This window comes from Mariniphaga sediminis, from assembly GCF_003573545.1.
GTDB classification, from domain to species: domain Bacteria; phylum Bacteroidota; class Bacteroidia; order Bacteroidales; family Prolixibacteraceae; genus Mariniphaga; species Mariniphaga sediminis.
Window position 1 is genome coordinate 19392 of record NZ_QWET01000032.1, and the last position, 15821, is coordinate 35212.

The window sequence follows — 15821 nt, forward strand, 5'->3', positions numbered from 1 at the left end:
CCGTACAATTTTACATTTTCATTTAGTCTTTGCATTTGCAAAAGACTGAACCGGGGGAAGTTTTTTTACTAGGTGATACTATTCAGAATTTTGTCCAGTAATCCGGGTTTGAATTCATTTTCAATAATATTCAACATCCTGATGGTAGCTTTTATCGCAGCAGAATTTTGATCCGGATCAAGGCCTTTGGTTTTAAATTCCCGCTTATTTTTCCAGGTAATCACTGTTTCAACCAAGGCATCTGTTTTTCCGCCAGGCGGAATGGTTACCACGTAATCCACCAGTTTGGGAAAGGATTTACCCAGGCGTTTGTAAACTTTTCTCAATGCTTTTACAAAGGCATCGTACTGGCCATCCCCGTCGCTGATTTCTTCGTACAGCTTCCCTTCTATTTCAAGGCTTATGTTAGCTACCGGGCGCAATCCCATTGTGTGGGTTACAGAATAGTTGACTACCCTGATTTTCTGCTCGATGAGGTCGTTTTCCATCACATCTGCAACAATGTATGGCAGTTCGTCAGAAGTTACCGTTTCCTTTTTGTCTCCCAGTTCAATGATCCGTTGGGTTACTTTTTTTAATGACTCGGCGTCGAGTTCAATTCCCAGATCCTCCAGATTCTTTTTGATATTGGCTTTGCCCGATGTTTTTCCCAGGGCATATTGCCTTATTCTTCCGAACCGTTCAGGAAGGAGATCATTAAAATAGAGGTTGTTTTTATTGTCGCCATCAGCATGAATTCCACTACACTGTGTAAAAACAAATTCACCAACGAGTGGTTTGTTGGTAGGAATGCGAATACCTGAAAACGATTCTACCAGTTTCGACACTTTGTTTAACTGGGTTTCATTAACATTGGTTTTCATTTTCAGGTGATCCTTAATGGTGGCAATCACACTCGAAAGCGGTGCGTTACCAGCCCGTTCTCCCAGTCCGTTTACCGTAGTGTGCACACATCTGATACCGGCTTTAATCGCATGGAAAACGTTCGCTATGGCCAGATCATAGTCGTTGTGGGCATGGAAATCAAATTTAACCCCAGGGTATGTTTCAGTCATCTCCCTGCAAAAGTCATACGTTTCGTCCGGGTCAAGAATCCCCAGCGTATCGGGAAGCATAATTCGATCTACCTTTTCTTTGCTGAGATTGGAGATCATAAAATGGACATACTCTTTTGAACTCCGCATGCCGTTCGACCAATCTTCCAGGTAAACATTTACCCTGATTCCCATTTCTGTGGCATTGGCAATTACTTTCTTTATGTCGGCAAGATGTTGTTCGGGCGTTTTTCTCAATTGTCCGGTTACATGTTTCAGTGAACCTTTACAAAGAAGGTTAACCACTTTTCCTCCGGCATCCGCAATCCACTGCAATGAGATTTTGTCGTCAACAAAACCGAGGATTTCCACCTTGTCGAGATGCCCTTTTTCTTCTGCCCAACGCAGTACCCGCTGTGCTCCTTTAAATTCACCTTCCGACACCCGCGCCGAAGCGATTTCGATACGATCTACACGAACATCTTCCAGCAGCACTTTGACCACACTTAGTTTTTCGCCCTCTTTGAACGAAACTCCGGTAGTTTGTTCCCCGTCGCGCAGTGTGGTGTCCATTATGGTGAGGCGTTCCCCTTCAATTTCAACTGTTTTACCTGTCATCTTTCCCTTTTTATAGCCAAATAAATACCATTTTTCCAATAACGGACTTCCTCTTCATTGGTTTCTGCCAACAGAAGAGGAAGCCATAACTGCCCGGTCAGACCGCGTCTTTATCTTTTTTCTTCAAATATTCCAATTTCATCTTTCATTGCAACCAGGTAATCGATGTCGTCAAGTCCGTCTTTCAGGCAATGTTTTTTATACGGATTAATTTCAAACTCTACTGATTCACCTGTTTCCAAAATTGTAAATGTCTGTTTCTCCAGATCCGCTTCAAATGCAGTATCGGGATTTTTTTCTATTGCATTGAAAATTTTTTGAAGGAATTCCGGAGGAACAACAACTGGAAGCAGGCCGTTGTTCAATGCATTATTTTTAAAAATATCAGCAAAAAAACTGGAAACGACTACCCTGAATCCGTAATCATAAATAGCCCATGCAGCGTGCTCGCGGCTTGAACCGCTCCCGAAATTTTTCCCCCCTACCAGTATTTTTCCGGAGTAGTTTGAATTATTCAGCGGAAAATCGGCTTTCGGACTGCCATCTTTGTTGTATCGCCAGTCGCGAAACAGGTTATCGCCAAAACCTTTCCGCTCCACTGCTTTTAAAAAGCGGGCAGGAATAATTTGGTCGGTATCCACGTTTTCTACCGCTAACGGTACTGCCGGCGAAGTTATTGTTGAAAATTTATCGTATGCCATGTTACTATATTTTATTCAGAATATTTAATGAAACACCGACATGTTTTTTAGTTTCTGTCAGGTGTAAAAATAAAAATTACAACAGTTCTCTCGGGTCGGTAATTACGCCGGTTATTGCAGCTGCCGCTGCTGTAATCGGACTGGCAAGCATGGTGCGCGCACCGGGTCCCTGGCGGCCCTCGAAATTCCGGTTCGAAGTGGAAACTGCATATTTCCCTTCAGGTATTTTATCATCGTTCATTGCCAGACAGGCAGAACACCCGGGTTGTCTGAGTTGAAAACCGGCTTCTTCCAGGATTTTATCCAATCCTTCGGCGCGTATTTGTTTTTCTACCCGTTGTGACCCCGGAACCAGCCAGGCCGTAACATCCGATGCCTTTTTTCTTCCTTTTACAAAATCGGCAAATGTTCTGAAATCTTCAATCCGTCCGTTGGTACAGCTTCCGATGAAAACGTAATCCACTTTTTTTCCCAGCATGGCTTCTCCTTCGTGATATCCCATGTACTGAAGAGACTTGAGGAATGTATTTTTGTCCGATCCTTCCATGCCTGTTGTGACAGGGATATTTTGCGTAATTCCCATTCCCATCCCCGGGTTGGTACCATAGGTAATCATCGGCTCAATGTCGTCAGCTTCGAATGTATATTCGGTATCGAATACAGCCCCTTCGTCGCTTTTCAGCTCACGCCAGGCTGCCACTGATTTTTCCCATTCTCCGTCCTTCGGAGCAAATTCGCGGCCTTTGATATAATCGAAGGTGGTTTCGTCGGGGGCAATCATTCCTCCGCGTGCACCGCTTTCAATACTCAGGTTACAGAGGGTCATGCGGCCTTCCATACTTAAATTTGTAATGGCCGAACCGGCATATTCAATAAAATGGCCGGTACCCCCACTGGTGGAAATTTTCGAAATAATGTACAAGGCGATGTCTTTGGCAGTTACACCCTTTTTCAGCTGTCCGTTCACCGTTATCCGCATTTTTTTTGGTTTGGGCTGCATAATACTTTGGCTGGCCAGCACCATTTCCACTTCGCTGGTGCCGATACCAAAAGCAATGGCGCCAAATGCCCCGTGAGTTGAGGTGTGACTGTCACCACAAACAATGGTCATCCCCGGTTGTGTCAATCCCATTTCCGGTCCGATGATATGCACAATACCATGCCCTTCACTCTGGAGGTCGTGGTATGTAATCCCGTGTTCCGCACAATTTTTTTTCAGCATTTCCACCTGGTTTCTGGATAACTCATCCATGATGGTGAGGTGCTGGTTTTCGGTAGGTACATTATGATCGGGGGTGGCAGTGGTTCTATCGGGCCTGAAAACTTTCAATCCCCGGGTTTTCAGTCCGAGAAAAGCAACAGGACTGGTCACTTCATGAATAAAATGTCGATCGATGTACAATACATTGGGGCCACCTTCCACTTTCTTTACTACGTGGGCGTCCCAGATCTTGTCAAATAATGTTTTTGCTTCCATTAATATTAACTCTGTTTATGCGTTTTTCTAATTTTAAACTGCCTCGTGTACAACAGGTAATTTGTTTATTGCATCAAGGAAAGCTTCCACCGAAGCGGTTACAATATCGGTGTGGGCTCCAAATCCGTGGAAAATTGAATCGTTGTAATCAATCTGCATGTGCACTTTACCGATATCGTCGCTGCCACGGGTAATGGCCTGAACAAGAAATTCTTCGATTGTCACCTGGCGATGAATGATTTGCTTCACCGCTTTGATGGCAGCATCTACCGGGCCGTTACCGGAAGAAGAAGCTTCAAAGCTTTCACCGGCAATGTTAAGCTTAACAATGGCCATCGGCGTAAGGCTTTTGCCCGTAACAACCTGCAGGAAGTCAAGCTTAATGCGGTGTTCCTGACGGGTGGCGTCGCCTACCAGTAAAGCGATATCGTCGTCGCGAATGTCTTTTTTCTTATCCGCCAGTTTCAGAAACTGTTCGTAAACTTCTTCCAGTTTTTCCTTTGTAAGTTCAAACCCCATTATTTCCAGCCGGTGTTTGAGCGCTGCACGACCGCTGCGTGCGGTAAGCAATATGGATGATTCATTGATGCCTACGTCGGCAGGATCCATAATCTCATAGTTTTCGCGGAATTTCAATACGCCATCCTGATGGATACCCGAAGAGTGGGCAAAAGCATTGCGTCCCACTACTGCTTTGTTCGGCTGCACCGGCATGTTCATCAATGTAGAAACCAGCCTGCTGGTGTGGTAAATGTTTTTTGTGTTCACACCGGTTTCAATTCCCAGTACCTGGTACCTGCTTTTCAGTATCATCACTACTTCTTCCAGCGAAGTGTTCCCGGCCCTTTCCCCAATACCGTTAATGGTTACTTCGGCCTGTCGTGCCCCGTTCATAATACCCGAAATGGTATTGGCTGTGGCCATCCCCAGGTCGTTGTGGCAATGGGTGGAGATTACGGCCTTGTGAACACCATTTACATTTTCGACAAGGTATTTGATTTTTTCACCAAATTCATGGGGGAGGCAGTACCCGGTTGTGTCGGGAATATTTACCACTGTGGCGCCGGCTTTAATTACCGCTTCGACTACCTTTGCAAGGTATTCGTTTTCTGTGCGGCCTGCATCTTCGGCATAGAATTCCACATCTTCCACATATTTTTTTGCATATTTTACCGCTTCCACAGCCCGTTCGAGAATGGCATCAGGGGTTGAATTTAGCTTGTGGTGGATATGGAAATAGGAAGTACCGATTCCTGTGTGGATGCGCCCCTTTTTCGCGTATTTTAGCGACTCTGCAGCTACATCAATATCTTTTTGTACGGCGCGGGTAAGAGCGCAAATTGTCGGCCACGTTACCGCTTTGGAAATCTCGACCACCGATTCAAAATCGCCCGGGCTTGAAATTGGAAACCCGGCTTCGATAATGTCAACACCCAGTTCCTGTAATGCCTTGGCCACCTCGATTTTTTCGACTGTGTTCAACTGGCATCCCGGTACCTGCTCGCCATCGCGCAGGGTAGTGTCAAAAATGAAAAGCCTGTCACTCATGTTTACTTATTTTTCAGTTGTTAATTCCTTCCACGAAAAAAGCCATCCCCTTTTTATGAGAATGGCTTAATTCGTTTTTTTCTTATCATTTACAACATACCATTCTCATTTCTTCTGAATTAGAAGAATAATGCCAATAATTAGGCTGAGAAGTGAAATGTTGTTTAGTAAATTCATTCTTTAAACTTACGATTTGCTGCAAATATTAAAATATTTTTTTAAAATGAAAACAAATAGCCGTTTTTTATTGATGAAATTTAATAAACGGATAAATTTATCCGGTATTTTGTTTTGCTTTGTACACTACCTTAAAATTGAAAAAACCATCCGTTGTATCCTAACTTACAGGAAGAACCGGATAGCTTTTAAACTTCAGGCAGGGACTTTTTTGCTCTTTTCCCGGAGTTGGTGCATAAAATAAGAAATGTAGCTTTCTGTCGAATTATATTAGAATAGAACTAAGACGGATGATTATAACGCAAGGTTGACAATCGTGATACCTGCGCCTCCAAAGTCGACATGTTCGTCTTTAAAACTGCGTACCATGGGTTCGGAACGAAGGTAGCTGCGAATGGTTTCTTTCAAGATGCCGTGCCCTTTTCCATGCAGGATACGCAGTTGTGCTACTTCAAACATGATAGCTTCGTCGATAAATTCCTGGATTTTCGGAATGGCTTCTTCGGCCCGCTGCCCGCGGACATCTATTTCGGATTTGAAACGAAGCCTTCGTTCGGAGTAGTTACCCAGCAGCCGGGAGCCTCCTCCCGAACGCGAATCTTTTTCGGCTTTCTTTGCCTCGTTATTACTTAACCGTTCTACTTGTTTGCGCGGTAGGGTAGTGATGAGCTGCCCAAATGCGACTACGGCGTTTTTTTCATTTAGCTCAATGAGGTCTCCGATAGTTTGCTGACCAATGATGCGCACTTTATCGCCAGGTTTTAACTCAACGCGTTTTTCCAGCTTCTTTTTGCTGATTTCCTTTTTTGATTCTTCCGGACGCCGCTGATTTCGTTTGGCTTCGCGCCGGCGCAGTTTTTCCATTTTGGTAACAATCCGGTCATCCTGGTTGCCCGTGCTTTTTTCTACCTCCTCTTTCAGGTTTTCCAGCTTTTGTCGTGCCTGTTTTGTTTTCTCTTTTTCCGCCTGCGCTTTTTTTATTTCGAGAATTGTATTTTCAATCCGTTTGTTTACTCCTGCCAGGAGCGTTTCAGCATCTTCGCGAGCTTGTTTTAGTATTTCTTTCCGTTGCTTTTTTGTTTCTTCCAGTTCCGATTCATAATTGGCCGCCATGTTGTCGAGGACTTTTTCAACTTTCCTGATTTTTTCCCGTTTCGTTTCCCAATACCGTTTATCACGGTTTATTTTTCGCAGGTTTCGGTCAAAGTCAATGTGTTTCTTCCCTACCTTTTCAGTGGCTTTTTCCAGTATTTCTTTCGGAAGGCCTATCTTGCGGGCAATTTCAAAGGCAAAAGAACTTCCGGGTTTACCAATTTCCAACTGAAACAACGGGTTCATATTCTGTGCGTCGTACAGCATGGCGCCGTTCACAATTCCATCTGCAGATGAAGCAAAGTGTTTCAGGTTGGAGTAGTGGGTGGTAATGACCCCAAAGGTGCCCAGGTTATTCAGGTTGTCCAGGATTGCTTCCGAAATAGCACCGCCCAGCATGGGTTCGGTACCGGTACCAAATTCATCGATGAGAACCAGCGTATTCGCATTGCTGTGCTTTACAAAATGTTTCATGTTTAGCAGATGGGAACTGTAGGTGCTAAGGTCGTTCTCCAACGACTGATCGTCGCCAATGTCAATGAAAATTTGTTGAAAAATACCGGTTTTGCTACCATCTCCTGACGAGATAAGTAGTCCGCATTGCAACATGTATTGCAGCAGCCCGACTGTTTTAAGGCATACCGACTTCCCTCCCGCATTCGGACCGGAAATAAGCAGTATGTGGTTCTTTTCGTCAAGATGAATATTGAGTGGGACAATTTTGCGTTTTTCCCGTTTCAAAGCTTGTTGCAACAGGGGATGGACAGCCTGTTCCCACCCAATGAGCGGTTTATTCTCCACCTCGGGGAGAATAGCATTGAACTCTACGGCCAGCAAGGCTTTGGAACGAATAAAGTCGATTTCCCCCAGAAATTCGTACGAATAAAGCAGGTCGGCAATGTAAGGTCTGATATCGTTGGAGAAAGTCGTAAGAATCCGGACAATTTCACGTCGTTCGGCGTATTCGAGTTCCCGGATTTCATTGTTCATTTCTACGATTTCATTCGGCTCAACATAAGAGGTTTTTCCTGTGGCTGATTCGTCGTAAACAATGCCTTTGATTTTTCGCTTGTTTGCTGCTGAAACCGGAATAACAGCCCGTCCGTCACGGATGGAAACCGAAGCCTCTTCGTCCACCAACCCATCTTTTTGAGCCTGCTTTAAAATGGCATGAAGCCGTTTCGACATGTTTGATTGCAAGGAAAGAATGCTTTTCCTGATTTGCGCCAGTTCGGGCGAAGCATTGTCGCGCATTTTTCCGAACTTGTTAATAATGGCATCAATCCGGTCGTAGATGTACGGAAAAATCTGTACCCGTTCTGTTTTCTTTTTTAAAAGCGGGAAGGCATCCTCATCCTGTTTCTTAAAAAACTGCACGATGGCACGCACTGATTCCAGCGACCTTTTCAAATCGAAAAGTTCTTCTTCTTCCAAAAAACGGCCTTCCACCTTAATTTTTTGCAGGGCATTCCGAAGGTCAAAAAAATGGTTGGCCGGAAAGTTTTCCACTTCACGAATTATCCGGCAGAATTCATTTACCTCTCCTAATTGACGCGAAATGGCATCGAAATTATCCTGAAAATGTATATCATCTACCCACTCACGCCCCATCAAACTGAGGCATTTATTGTGTAGCATGGCACGAATACGGTCGAACCCTATCTTCTCTTCAAAATGTTGCGGCCAGATGTTTTGCATTGTTTTCTTTTAAAATCGGTGCAAAAGTAGGGAAAGGAGTTTAAAGTTCAATATTTATGTTGTAAAGTATGTAGAATTGAGCGGGTTTGCCAACCCAACAAAAGATTTCCACTTTTCGATTTGGAAATATGTCTCTTCATGCCTTTTTTTAACTACAGAGAGAGCAGAGAAGACACAGAGTACCGCAGAGGTCGAACTGCGAAACCAAATATTTTTTCCGGATTGAATATTGGTTGTTTGCATAAGGATTGGATACTATTGTGTCCTATATTGGATATTGCCGGACAAGTCCAATCCCATCTGGCATGCTTCTGTTTATCAGATTTTTAAAATCCGGGAAATATGCTTTTCTGTTCTGATATTTACCATTTTTATTCATCGTTCACTGTTGTATAATGGCAGGAGCATAGTGCGGTTCGGATTTCGGAGTGCGCTTTTATCCGCCGGAGAAAACGATGAAAGAAAGTCTGCCATTTCCGGCCGACATTGACGGCGCTGTATTTATGTCTTTTTTTTATTTGTTTTTTCATTGTTAGAATACATCATTTTCCTAAATTTAAAAGGAAGAAGGCAATATTTGTAAAACGAATAACCGGCTTTATTATGAACTGGATAAAATTCGGTATTTTATCGATTGGATACATTACGGTGGGCCTTTTGCCCAACGCAGTAGAAAAATCATTACAGCATGTTACGATAGACATTAAAGAACAAACGCTTAGTTTTCTCAGCAACGAAAGCTTATATGGTAAAGCATTTGAAAGAGGGTATACCGTGCTTCTTTTTACAATGGCTATTCTTCTGTATACATTTTTTTGGCTACTCACGAAGTATTATAACCTGGGCAAACACGACCGGCTGATGCGAACCATCACCTACACGTTTGTATCGCTCGCACTTTTAGCATTCGTTCCTCATAATATTGAGCCATATAGTTGGTATAATCTGGCTCCCTCGTTGCAGCGGATGCTGCATAATCTACTGGCAGTGGTTGTTTTTTTGTCTGTGCCTGCTCTTATAATAACCTTTCAGGTTTCAATTGTAAAAAAACTGCCTTTTATTGGCATAACCGGATTATGCATTTTGGGTCTGGTAATTCTGATAATGGCATATTTATTAATTACCAACGGACTAAACGGCGTAGCTGAAATCTTTTTTATCGATGGTATTTCCGTTTGGATTATTTTTGTTTCGGTAATGACAGTATTGGGGCGCCAACGTTTTCAACACCAGTAAATACAGAAGATGTTGTTTTAGTCTCATTTACAGGGTCCTGTTTTTACCAAATAAAAATGGGCAAGCAAATATTACGATATTTTTCCTGAATTAATTCCCTTCGTTTTATTGGTTTTTTATTGTTCATTCCTTCCATCAATTTGATGCAAAACCAGATTTTTTAGTTATCATGAAAAAAACAATATTAAGCGCAGTCTGATTTACAGTTCTGTATGGTAAGAGATAGCAATATGTGTCGGCCTGGAATTAGGAGTTTCAACCAATCGAATATCTAAAACACTGAACCTGCTTATCTGTCCTTTGAATACAAAGAACAAATGGAGTGAAATCTGTTTGACTAAAGTGAGATTTAAATTACTTTCCAAACGCAGCGCCTTGTCATTATATTTTTTTCGAACCTTCTTCTTAGTCCAAAGACTTAGCAAAGCTATCGACGGTTAATTCTATTGTTGAAAATTACACTTAGAGTCAACATGTTTCCACAATATCGTAATGTCTGTTAATTCATCGTATAAGTCATCTGTATGACCAAGATTTTCACCACTGCAGTTTTTTACGGTTGATGCATAATTAGCAGCAGGATTACAATTGCCATAGTAGAATACTGTCTTTCCCTTGTAAGTAGCCATGGCATAATATGCATATTCATCTTCCTTAACATCATCAATTGCCTCCTTTAGCCAATCTAACTCTTCTGCAGGATTTGAGACATTACATTTATTATTTAAATCGTTATTCTCATCCTTTTTACATGAACCCAGAGTAATCGATGAGATAATTGTTACTAGTACTAAAAGGTTAAAATTTTTATTCATATTATTTTTTTGTTAGTGTATGTTTATTAGATGCAAATTGATTCAATTTGGTTGCTTGACGCCAACGGTTTGTGTTTGTTATAGCTGTTGTACCACCAAATGCCACTATGCAATATGGATCGTGTAGGAATTGTTGTTCAATTTTTTATTAATTTTCCGGCCTGTTGTTTCCCATTTGTTTCTATAAGATAAATGTAATGTCCCTTTTTTAGATGAGTGGTTTTTATGCAATTAGTAAAGCTTACTTCTTTATTTAATATTTCACGTCCCAACAAGTCATATAATTTAAAAGTAACAGGCCCGGATAAGTTTTGTGTTTCGAAGAACAGATTTTCATTGACAGGATTAGGATATATAAGAATATTTTTAGCGTTTGTTTCAAGAATTGAATTCACTGTTATTTTGCTATAATGAAAGGTCCCATTTTCTGATAATACCCAATCTTGATTATTTTCAGTCCAGTAGAATTTGGAATAACTTTGAGGTTTATTTTTTATATTCTGTTGTTTTAGTAAGGTGAAAATACCTCTTAAGATAAGATTCTGGGGGGGTAAGATTAATTCCTGGTATTCAACCGTTAAATCATAACTGAATACATCTTTACTTGATGGTGTCCATTGACCTGACTCAGTATTGTTATTAAAGGAAGTTATTTCGACAAGGTTTCCTTTTGGGTCGTACAAAAGATCAATTTTTGAATTACTAATCCAATCTTCAGATGTTTTATCCCATTTGAAATCAATGGATTGTAAGGTGTCTTCAAGAAAGGTGTTTTCAATTTTCCTTTTATTGTCCCACTGGTTTGTAGATTCATTAAAAATGCGGTAGACAAACTGTATCTCGTTTCCTGTTGAATCGTATTTATATTCTCTTTTTTCAAGATTTGACCATTCACTGGCATTTCTTTTTACATAAAAAGAAGTCATCTCAATTAATTGTCCATTTGAATTGTAGGAATATTCAACTTTTTTGTAGTCCTCCCATTCTCTTGTATTTTCATTTGGGGAGTAAGTATTTTGGATGGTCAGTTCGTCATTGCTATTATATGTATATTGTTCTTTTGAAGATGCTGAACTATTCCATTGCTCTATAACGTAATCCCATCCATAAAATAGAGAACTATCAATTAACCCTTTGTTGTTGTAAATGTATTTAAGTTTGTAAGCTGGAATTAGCCGGGAGTCATATTTCCTGTAAACAATCTTTTCTGTTTTGTTATTGTTTACATCATATACAAATTCATTCTTGTCAAAAATGATCCACTCTTTCGTAAGGATTTCATAGCTAAAATCAAGATATTGTACCATATTGTATTGAGTGTCATAGTTATATGTAGATACATTACTTGGGTCCCATTGGCTGTTGAAAGCATTCCAATGTTGTGAAGTTATACTATCAAGTTTAAATTTACCAATATAGGGGACCTCGTGTCCTGAATTTTGGCCTAAGGCTGTTAAGGTTATTATGCCAATGTGAATTAAAAGGGTGATTTTTAGTTTCATATTTTTATCTTCTTACATCGTTTTTTTGTACTTAATGATGGGTTGCTAACTGCACTCACCCGGCTTTGAAATGTGTACTTTGTTGACGCTGGTATTTTTTATCTGAATGTATATCGTATTCCCCAAAGTGTCCGAATTTCAGATGAAAAATTATCACCTACTTGAGGCGTTAATTCCATCAAGACAGAAAAGTTTTTTACTTTCTCAATCGGACTTATCTCCAGTTGAACAGGAATTGTTAATCCGTTTACTCCATCAATTTCTGCAAACGGGCGGGCGCTGAATCCAATTCCAACTGAAATTTGGTGATAATCATGTTGTTTGAAATTATAGAAAATTGTCGGCTCAAGGATAATATCTTCAGATTCTCTGTTCAGAAATGCCTTTAATTCTCCACTTATTTTTTTGTCATTGTCGGTGCTGATACCAATCGCCTGAAGCGAATATGTTGAAAAGCTTATTTGTGCAAACGAACTTTTGATGATAAGTGTAATTGAAAGGAGTAAAATTAATTTTAGATATTTTTTCATGGTTGTAAATTAATTGGATTTTTTGTGATTTTTCTGGTTGTCAAATAGTAGCGTTAATGGTCACTTGTGTGAGTAGTGGTAGATCGCGTGGTGGTAATTTTCTGTCAACCCGCTACGCAGTTTGATCGGGCTATAATCCATGATATTTAGCGCTTGTCTGCCATTGCCTATGCAAAACGTTAGCATTTGGTGCATCATTCCTCGCCTTTTAATCGTTTTACTTCCCTATCAAAATCGGAAGTATAATTTTTATCTTGAATTTTTCTGTACTTATCATACTCTTGTGCAGCTTTTAATTTAGCTTCCAAAGTACTTACTTTTCCTTTGTCCTTTAAAATCGGGTAGTTCGATAATTCCAGGAATTGATGCAAAAAATTAATCCAATCCTGCATGTTAGTCGGTATCTGCCTTTCTGCTCTTGTCTCAGCTAAATCAAGGTAAGCTGAAACAATCCGATTAAGTTCTTTAATATGCTGCTCGTTTAAGTAGTTTTTTGCAATCGACACATCGGATTTTAATATTTTACCATCTGGCGCATGTTTCCAGTTGGTCAATCCCATGTATATTTTTGTAGCATCAGCAGATGAATAAATAATCTCCGCAGCAGTTTTTCCAGTTATAGCCCAGTGTAGTTTGTTTTGAACTGTAGCAAAAAAGTCTTTAGTCAATGTATCTGTATTGTCATAATCAATTGACAAAGCATAAATATCCGTAATCTTTTGATAGAACCTTCTCTCACTGGCACGAATCTCTCGAATCCGTTCAATTAGCTCATCGAAATAGTCTTTTCCAAAATGTTTGCCTTGTTTTAATCTTTCATCATCTAATACAAATCCTTTTGTTATAAACTCGTTTAATACTTTGGTTGACCAAATCCGAAATTTTGTTGCTTTATTTGAATTTACCCTGTATCCAACAGCAATAATTGTGTCTAAATTATAAAACGTTGTTTTATAATTTTTCCCGTCATCCGCAGTATGTTCCAAAATGGAACTAACTGAATTTTCTGCCAATTCTCCTGATTCAAAGATATTTTTTAAATGTTTTGTTATCGCGGGTCTTTGAACTCCAAACAATTCAGCTATTTTCTTTTGGGTCATCCAAAATGTCTCGTCCTGAAAGATGACCTCAATTTTTATTATTCCTTCATCAGATTGGTAAAATATTATTTCGGATTCTTTTGCCATTTTAGTTTTTGTATCAAATATAAACAATTTCACTTCGTTTCATGCTTGCACTTTGGTTTCTTTGTATGAATGCTAACTTTCGTATGTCCCTGTAAGTAAGAATATTGTTTCTGTTGAAGGTATTGTCCTATGGTTTTTCTGTGCCCTGGGGCAGTTCAGAATTTTTTTCGGTGAATTGATCTGCCTGGAATGTAACATTGGTTTTTGGTGTTAGTTGATATACAAAAAATTACGGGAACTAAAGTAGAAATTGCCTTTGAAAAAAACAAGAGAAAAAGGAATAAAATACACTGGTTTTAGGGACGCAGTAAAAAAAGCCTGTGCAGATTGCAACTTGAAATCTGCACAGGAAGGGAATACCTGTAAGTGTCTAAATCCCTGGTGTTTTTAATGGATGCATTTTATACGCAGTATCAATTTTTCTTTTGGGACAGTCTCCCAAAACAGGTTATTTTAAAAGAGAAGTTATGGGTTAGGACTTGCTTATTAGCCCCGTTCTTCCTGTCAGACCGCTACCAAAAAAATGCATACTTTATGACCCGATGATAGCAACTGGATTATTGTAAATTTATTCCTTTGTTTTCTTTTCATATAAATATTTAATTGTTTCTTTTAATGCAATCTCAGGTTTTCGGGGATTGTACCCTAATTCCCGACGAGCTTTTTCAATATCCAAATGTTCTTCTTTCTTATAATAATGATGAATATTACCTTTCAGTAATAAAGGAGGTTTTCCAGTAAATATGCTTGTAATTTTCATTATTTGCGCAAGAAAAAGTTGAAATCTCTTATTTGCTTTCTTCGGTACTTGAATATCAGCGTACATATTTCTGGCGATTTGAATAACATTCGATGTATTTAAAGAATATTCACTTCCTAGAATGTATCTTTCACCAATTCTCCCATTTTGTTCAGCCAGAATCATTCCTTTTGCAACATCTTTTACATGGACATAATTTATTTCATATTGTGGATCAAAAGCTAACCGGTTTTTTACCATATTATTTAGCATATTCATAGCTAGAGCCATATTGGCAAATATTTCCGGACCTATCATGCCCGATGGTAAAACAGTAATCATATTTAGCGAAAGTTTATATGCTAAATGCCAGGCTAACTTTTCTGAGTCGTTTTTTGCTTTAAAATATGTATTAGGAAAAACTGTCCCCCAGCTTTTTTCATTCATAGGTAATTTATTGAAATCAAGTGCTGCAATGGAACTAACATAAATAATTTTTTCAATTCCGCACTCAGCTGCTGCCTCTAATACATTTTGCGTGCCTTTAAGATTCGCCTCTAAAATATCTTTTCCCGGGTTTCTCGACCAATGTTTAAACACCGCTGCTACATGGTATAGTTTATTTACTCCCTTAAATGCTTGTTTTAAAGAAGCCTTATACAGAATATCAGCATAAAATAACTCACATGTTAACTCTTCAAATGGTTTTTTGTTATTTAACGTCAGTTCGATGTAAGAAACCTAAGAAATTGCTAGCAAAAAAGCAAAGTTTTGTTTATATTTAAGTGTCTTATATTTAAATATTTAACAAACAAAACCTTGCTCTGATATGGACTCTAAAATTACCGAAATTTTCTATCTGGTTGACGAATTTTGTAAAGAATTTGAAAGAAATAAGGAGGGACATATCCTCACAGACGAAACCTCGGTAAAACGAAGAAAACGTAAATTTACCATGTCCGACAGCGAGGTTATTACCATTGTAATCCTGTTTCATATAAAAAAATACCGGTGTTTAAAGCATTTTTACATTATGCATGTTCAGGAGCATATGCAATCTGACTTTCCGAAAACCGTGGCATACAACCGATTTGTGGAACTGCAACGAAAGGCCTTGATGCCAATGGCTGTGTTTCTCCAATTGTGTTGTCTTGGCAAGTGTACCGGTATTTCATTTATTGATTCTACCCCGATCAGGGTCTGCCATATAAAACGGGAATTTCAGCATAAGACTTTTAAAGGCCTTGCTACAAAGGGACAATGTTCAATGGGATGGTTTTTCGGATTTAAACTGCACATTGTGATCAACGACAAAGGAGAAATCCTTGACTTTCTTTTTTCCCAGGGCAACGTTGATGACCGTGAACCATTGAAAAATAAAAACTTTCATGATAAAATTTTCGGAAAACTGGTTGGAGACAAAGGGTACATATCCAAAACATTGTTCGATGAATTGTTTATTGATGG

The 15821-nt window shown here is 39.6% G+C and carries 12 protein-coding genes; 2 read left to right on the forward strand and 10 right to left on the reverse strand.

The window, feature by feature from the left end; translation table 11 throughout:
* Positions 1–68: 68 nt before the first annotated feature.
* The 5 genes from D1164_RS22620 to D1164_RS22645 all read right to left on the reverse strand — a co-directional run bounded on the left by D1164_RS22620 (position 69) and on the right by D1164_RS22645 (position 8345).
* On the reverse strand, positions 69–1652 hold the full coding sequence (locus D1164_RS22620; RefSeq protein WP_206611095.1) for an alpha-isopropylmalate synthase regulatory domain-containing protein: 1584 nt from the start codon (positions 1650–1652) through the stop codon (positions 69–71).
* Positions 1653–1762: 110 nt separating this feature from the next.
* A complete protein-coding gene (gene leuD, locus D1164_RS22625; RefSeq protein ID WP_119352190.1) occupies positions 1763–2353 on the reverse strand; it encodes a 3-isopropylmalate dehydratase small subunit in 591 nt (196 codons plus the stop codon).
* A gap of 76 nt (positions 2354–2429) precedes the next feature.
* A complete protein-coding gene (gene leuC, locus D1164_RS22630; protein ID WP_119352191.1) occupies positions 2430–3830 on the reverse strand; it encodes a 3-isopropylmalate dehydratase large subunit in 1401 nt (466 codons plus the stop codon).
* Between the two features lie 33 nt (positions 3831–3863).
* Positions 3864–5378, reverse strand: coding sequence for a 2-isopropylmalate synthase (locus D1164_RS22635; RefSeq protein WP_119352192.1), 1515 nt, complete (start codon positions 5376–5378; stop codon positions 3864–3866).
* A gap of 471 nt (positions 5379–5849) precedes the next feature.
* Positions 5850–8345: an endonuclease MutS2 gene (locus D1164_RS22645; protein ID WP_119352194.1), complete on the reverse strand. Its 2496-nt coding sequence runs from the start codon at positions 8343–8345 to the stop codon at positions 5850–5852.
* 603 nt (positions 8346–8948) lie between these two features.
* Here D1164_RS22645 and D1164_RS22655 point away from each other — a divergent pair.
* Positions 8949–9581: a DUF998 domain-containing protein gene (locus D1164_RS22655; protein WP_119352196.1), complete on the forward strand. Its 633-nt coding sequence runs from the start codon at positions 8949–8951 to the stop codon at positions 9579–9581.
* Positions 9582–10024: 443 nt separating this feature from the next.
* Here the strand turns inward: D1164_RS22655 and D1164_RS22660 are convergent, their stop codons facing one another.
* The 5 genes from D1164_RS22660 to D1164_RS22680 all read right to left on the reverse strand — a co-directional run bounded on the left by D1164_RS22660 (position 10025) and on the right by D1164_RS22680 (position 15086).
* The gene (locus tag D1164_RS22660) at positions 10025–10396 is read right to left on the reverse strand and encodes a hypothetical protein (protein ID WP_119352197.1); all 372 of its coding nucleotides are present in this window, start codon (positions 10394–10396) and stop codon (positions 10025–10027) included.
* Positions 10397–10533: 137 nt separating this feature from the next.
* A complete protein-coding gene (locus D1164_RS22665) occupies positions 10534–11898 on the reverse strand; it encodes a T9SS type A sorting domain-containing protein (RefSeq protein WP_119352198.1) in 1365 nt (454 codons plus the stop codon).
* A gap of 98 nt (positions 11899–11996) precedes the next feature.
* On the reverse strand, positions 11997–12428 hold the full coding sequence (locus tag D1164_RS22670) for a hypothetical protein (protein ID WP_119352199.1): 432 nt from the start codon (positions 12426–12428) through the stop codon (positions 11997–11999).
* Between the two features lie 194 nt (positions 12429–12622).
* Positions 12623–13615, reverse strand: coding sequence for a virulence RhuM family protein (locus D1164_RS22675; RefSeq protein WP_119352200.1), 993 nt, complete (start codon positions 13613–13615; stop codon positions 12623–12625).
* A 568-nt stretch (positions 13616–14183) separates the two neighbouring features.
* On the reverse strand, positions 14184–15086 hold the full coding sequence (locus tag D1164_RS22680) for an NAD-dependent epimerase/dehydratase family protein (RefSeq protein WP_119352201.1): 903 nt from the start codon (positions 15084–15086) through the stop codon (positions 14184–14186).
* A 97-nt stretch (positions 15087–15183) separates the two neighbouring features.
* Between D1164_RS22680 and D1164_RS22685 the strand changes: the two genes are divergently transcribed.
* Positions 15184–15821: IS982 family transposase (locus tag D1164_RS22685; RefSeq protein ID WP_119352202.1), on the forward strand; the 638-nt coding region annotated here is incomplete at its 3' end.

Coding starts and splice junctions, on each gene's coding strand:
- D1164_RS22620 (WP_206611095.1), bottom strand. CDS start 1,652: ATGACAGGTAAAACAGTTGAAATTGAAGGGGAACGCCTCACCATAATG.
- leuD (WP_119352190.1), bottom strand. CDS start 2,353: ATGGCATACGATAAATTTTCAACAATAACTTCGCCGGCAGTACCGTTA.
- leuC (WP_119352191.1), bottom strand. CDS start 3,830: ATGGAAGCAAAAACATTATTTGACAAGATCTGGGACGCCCACGTAGTA.
- D1164_RS22635 (WP_119352192.1), bottom strand. CDS start 5,378: ATGAGTGACAGGCTTTTCATTTTTGACACTACCCTGCGCGATGGCGAG.
- D1164_RS22645 (WP_119352194.1), bottom strand. CDS start 8,345: ATGCAAAACATCTGGCCGCAACATTTTGAAGAGAAGATAGGGTTCGAC.
- D1164_RS22655 (WP_119352196.1), top strand. CDS start 8,949: ATGAACTGGATAAAATTCGGTATTTTATCGATTGGATACATTACGGTG.
- D1164_RS22660 (WP_119352197.1), bottom strand. CDS start 10,396: ATGAATAAAAATTTTAACCTTTTAGTACTAGTAACAATTATCTCATCG.
- D1164_RS22665 (WP_119352198.1), bottom strand. CDS start 11,898: ATGAAACTAAAAATCACCCTTTTAATTCACATTGGCATAATAACCTTA.
- D1164_RS22670 (WP_119352199.1), bottom strand. CDS start 12,428: ATGAAAAAATATCTAAAATTAATTTTACTCCTTTCAATTACACTTATC.
- D1164_RS22675 (WP_119352200.1), bottom strand. CDS start 13,615: ATGGCAAAAGAATCCGAAATAATATTTTACCAATCTGATGAAGGAATA.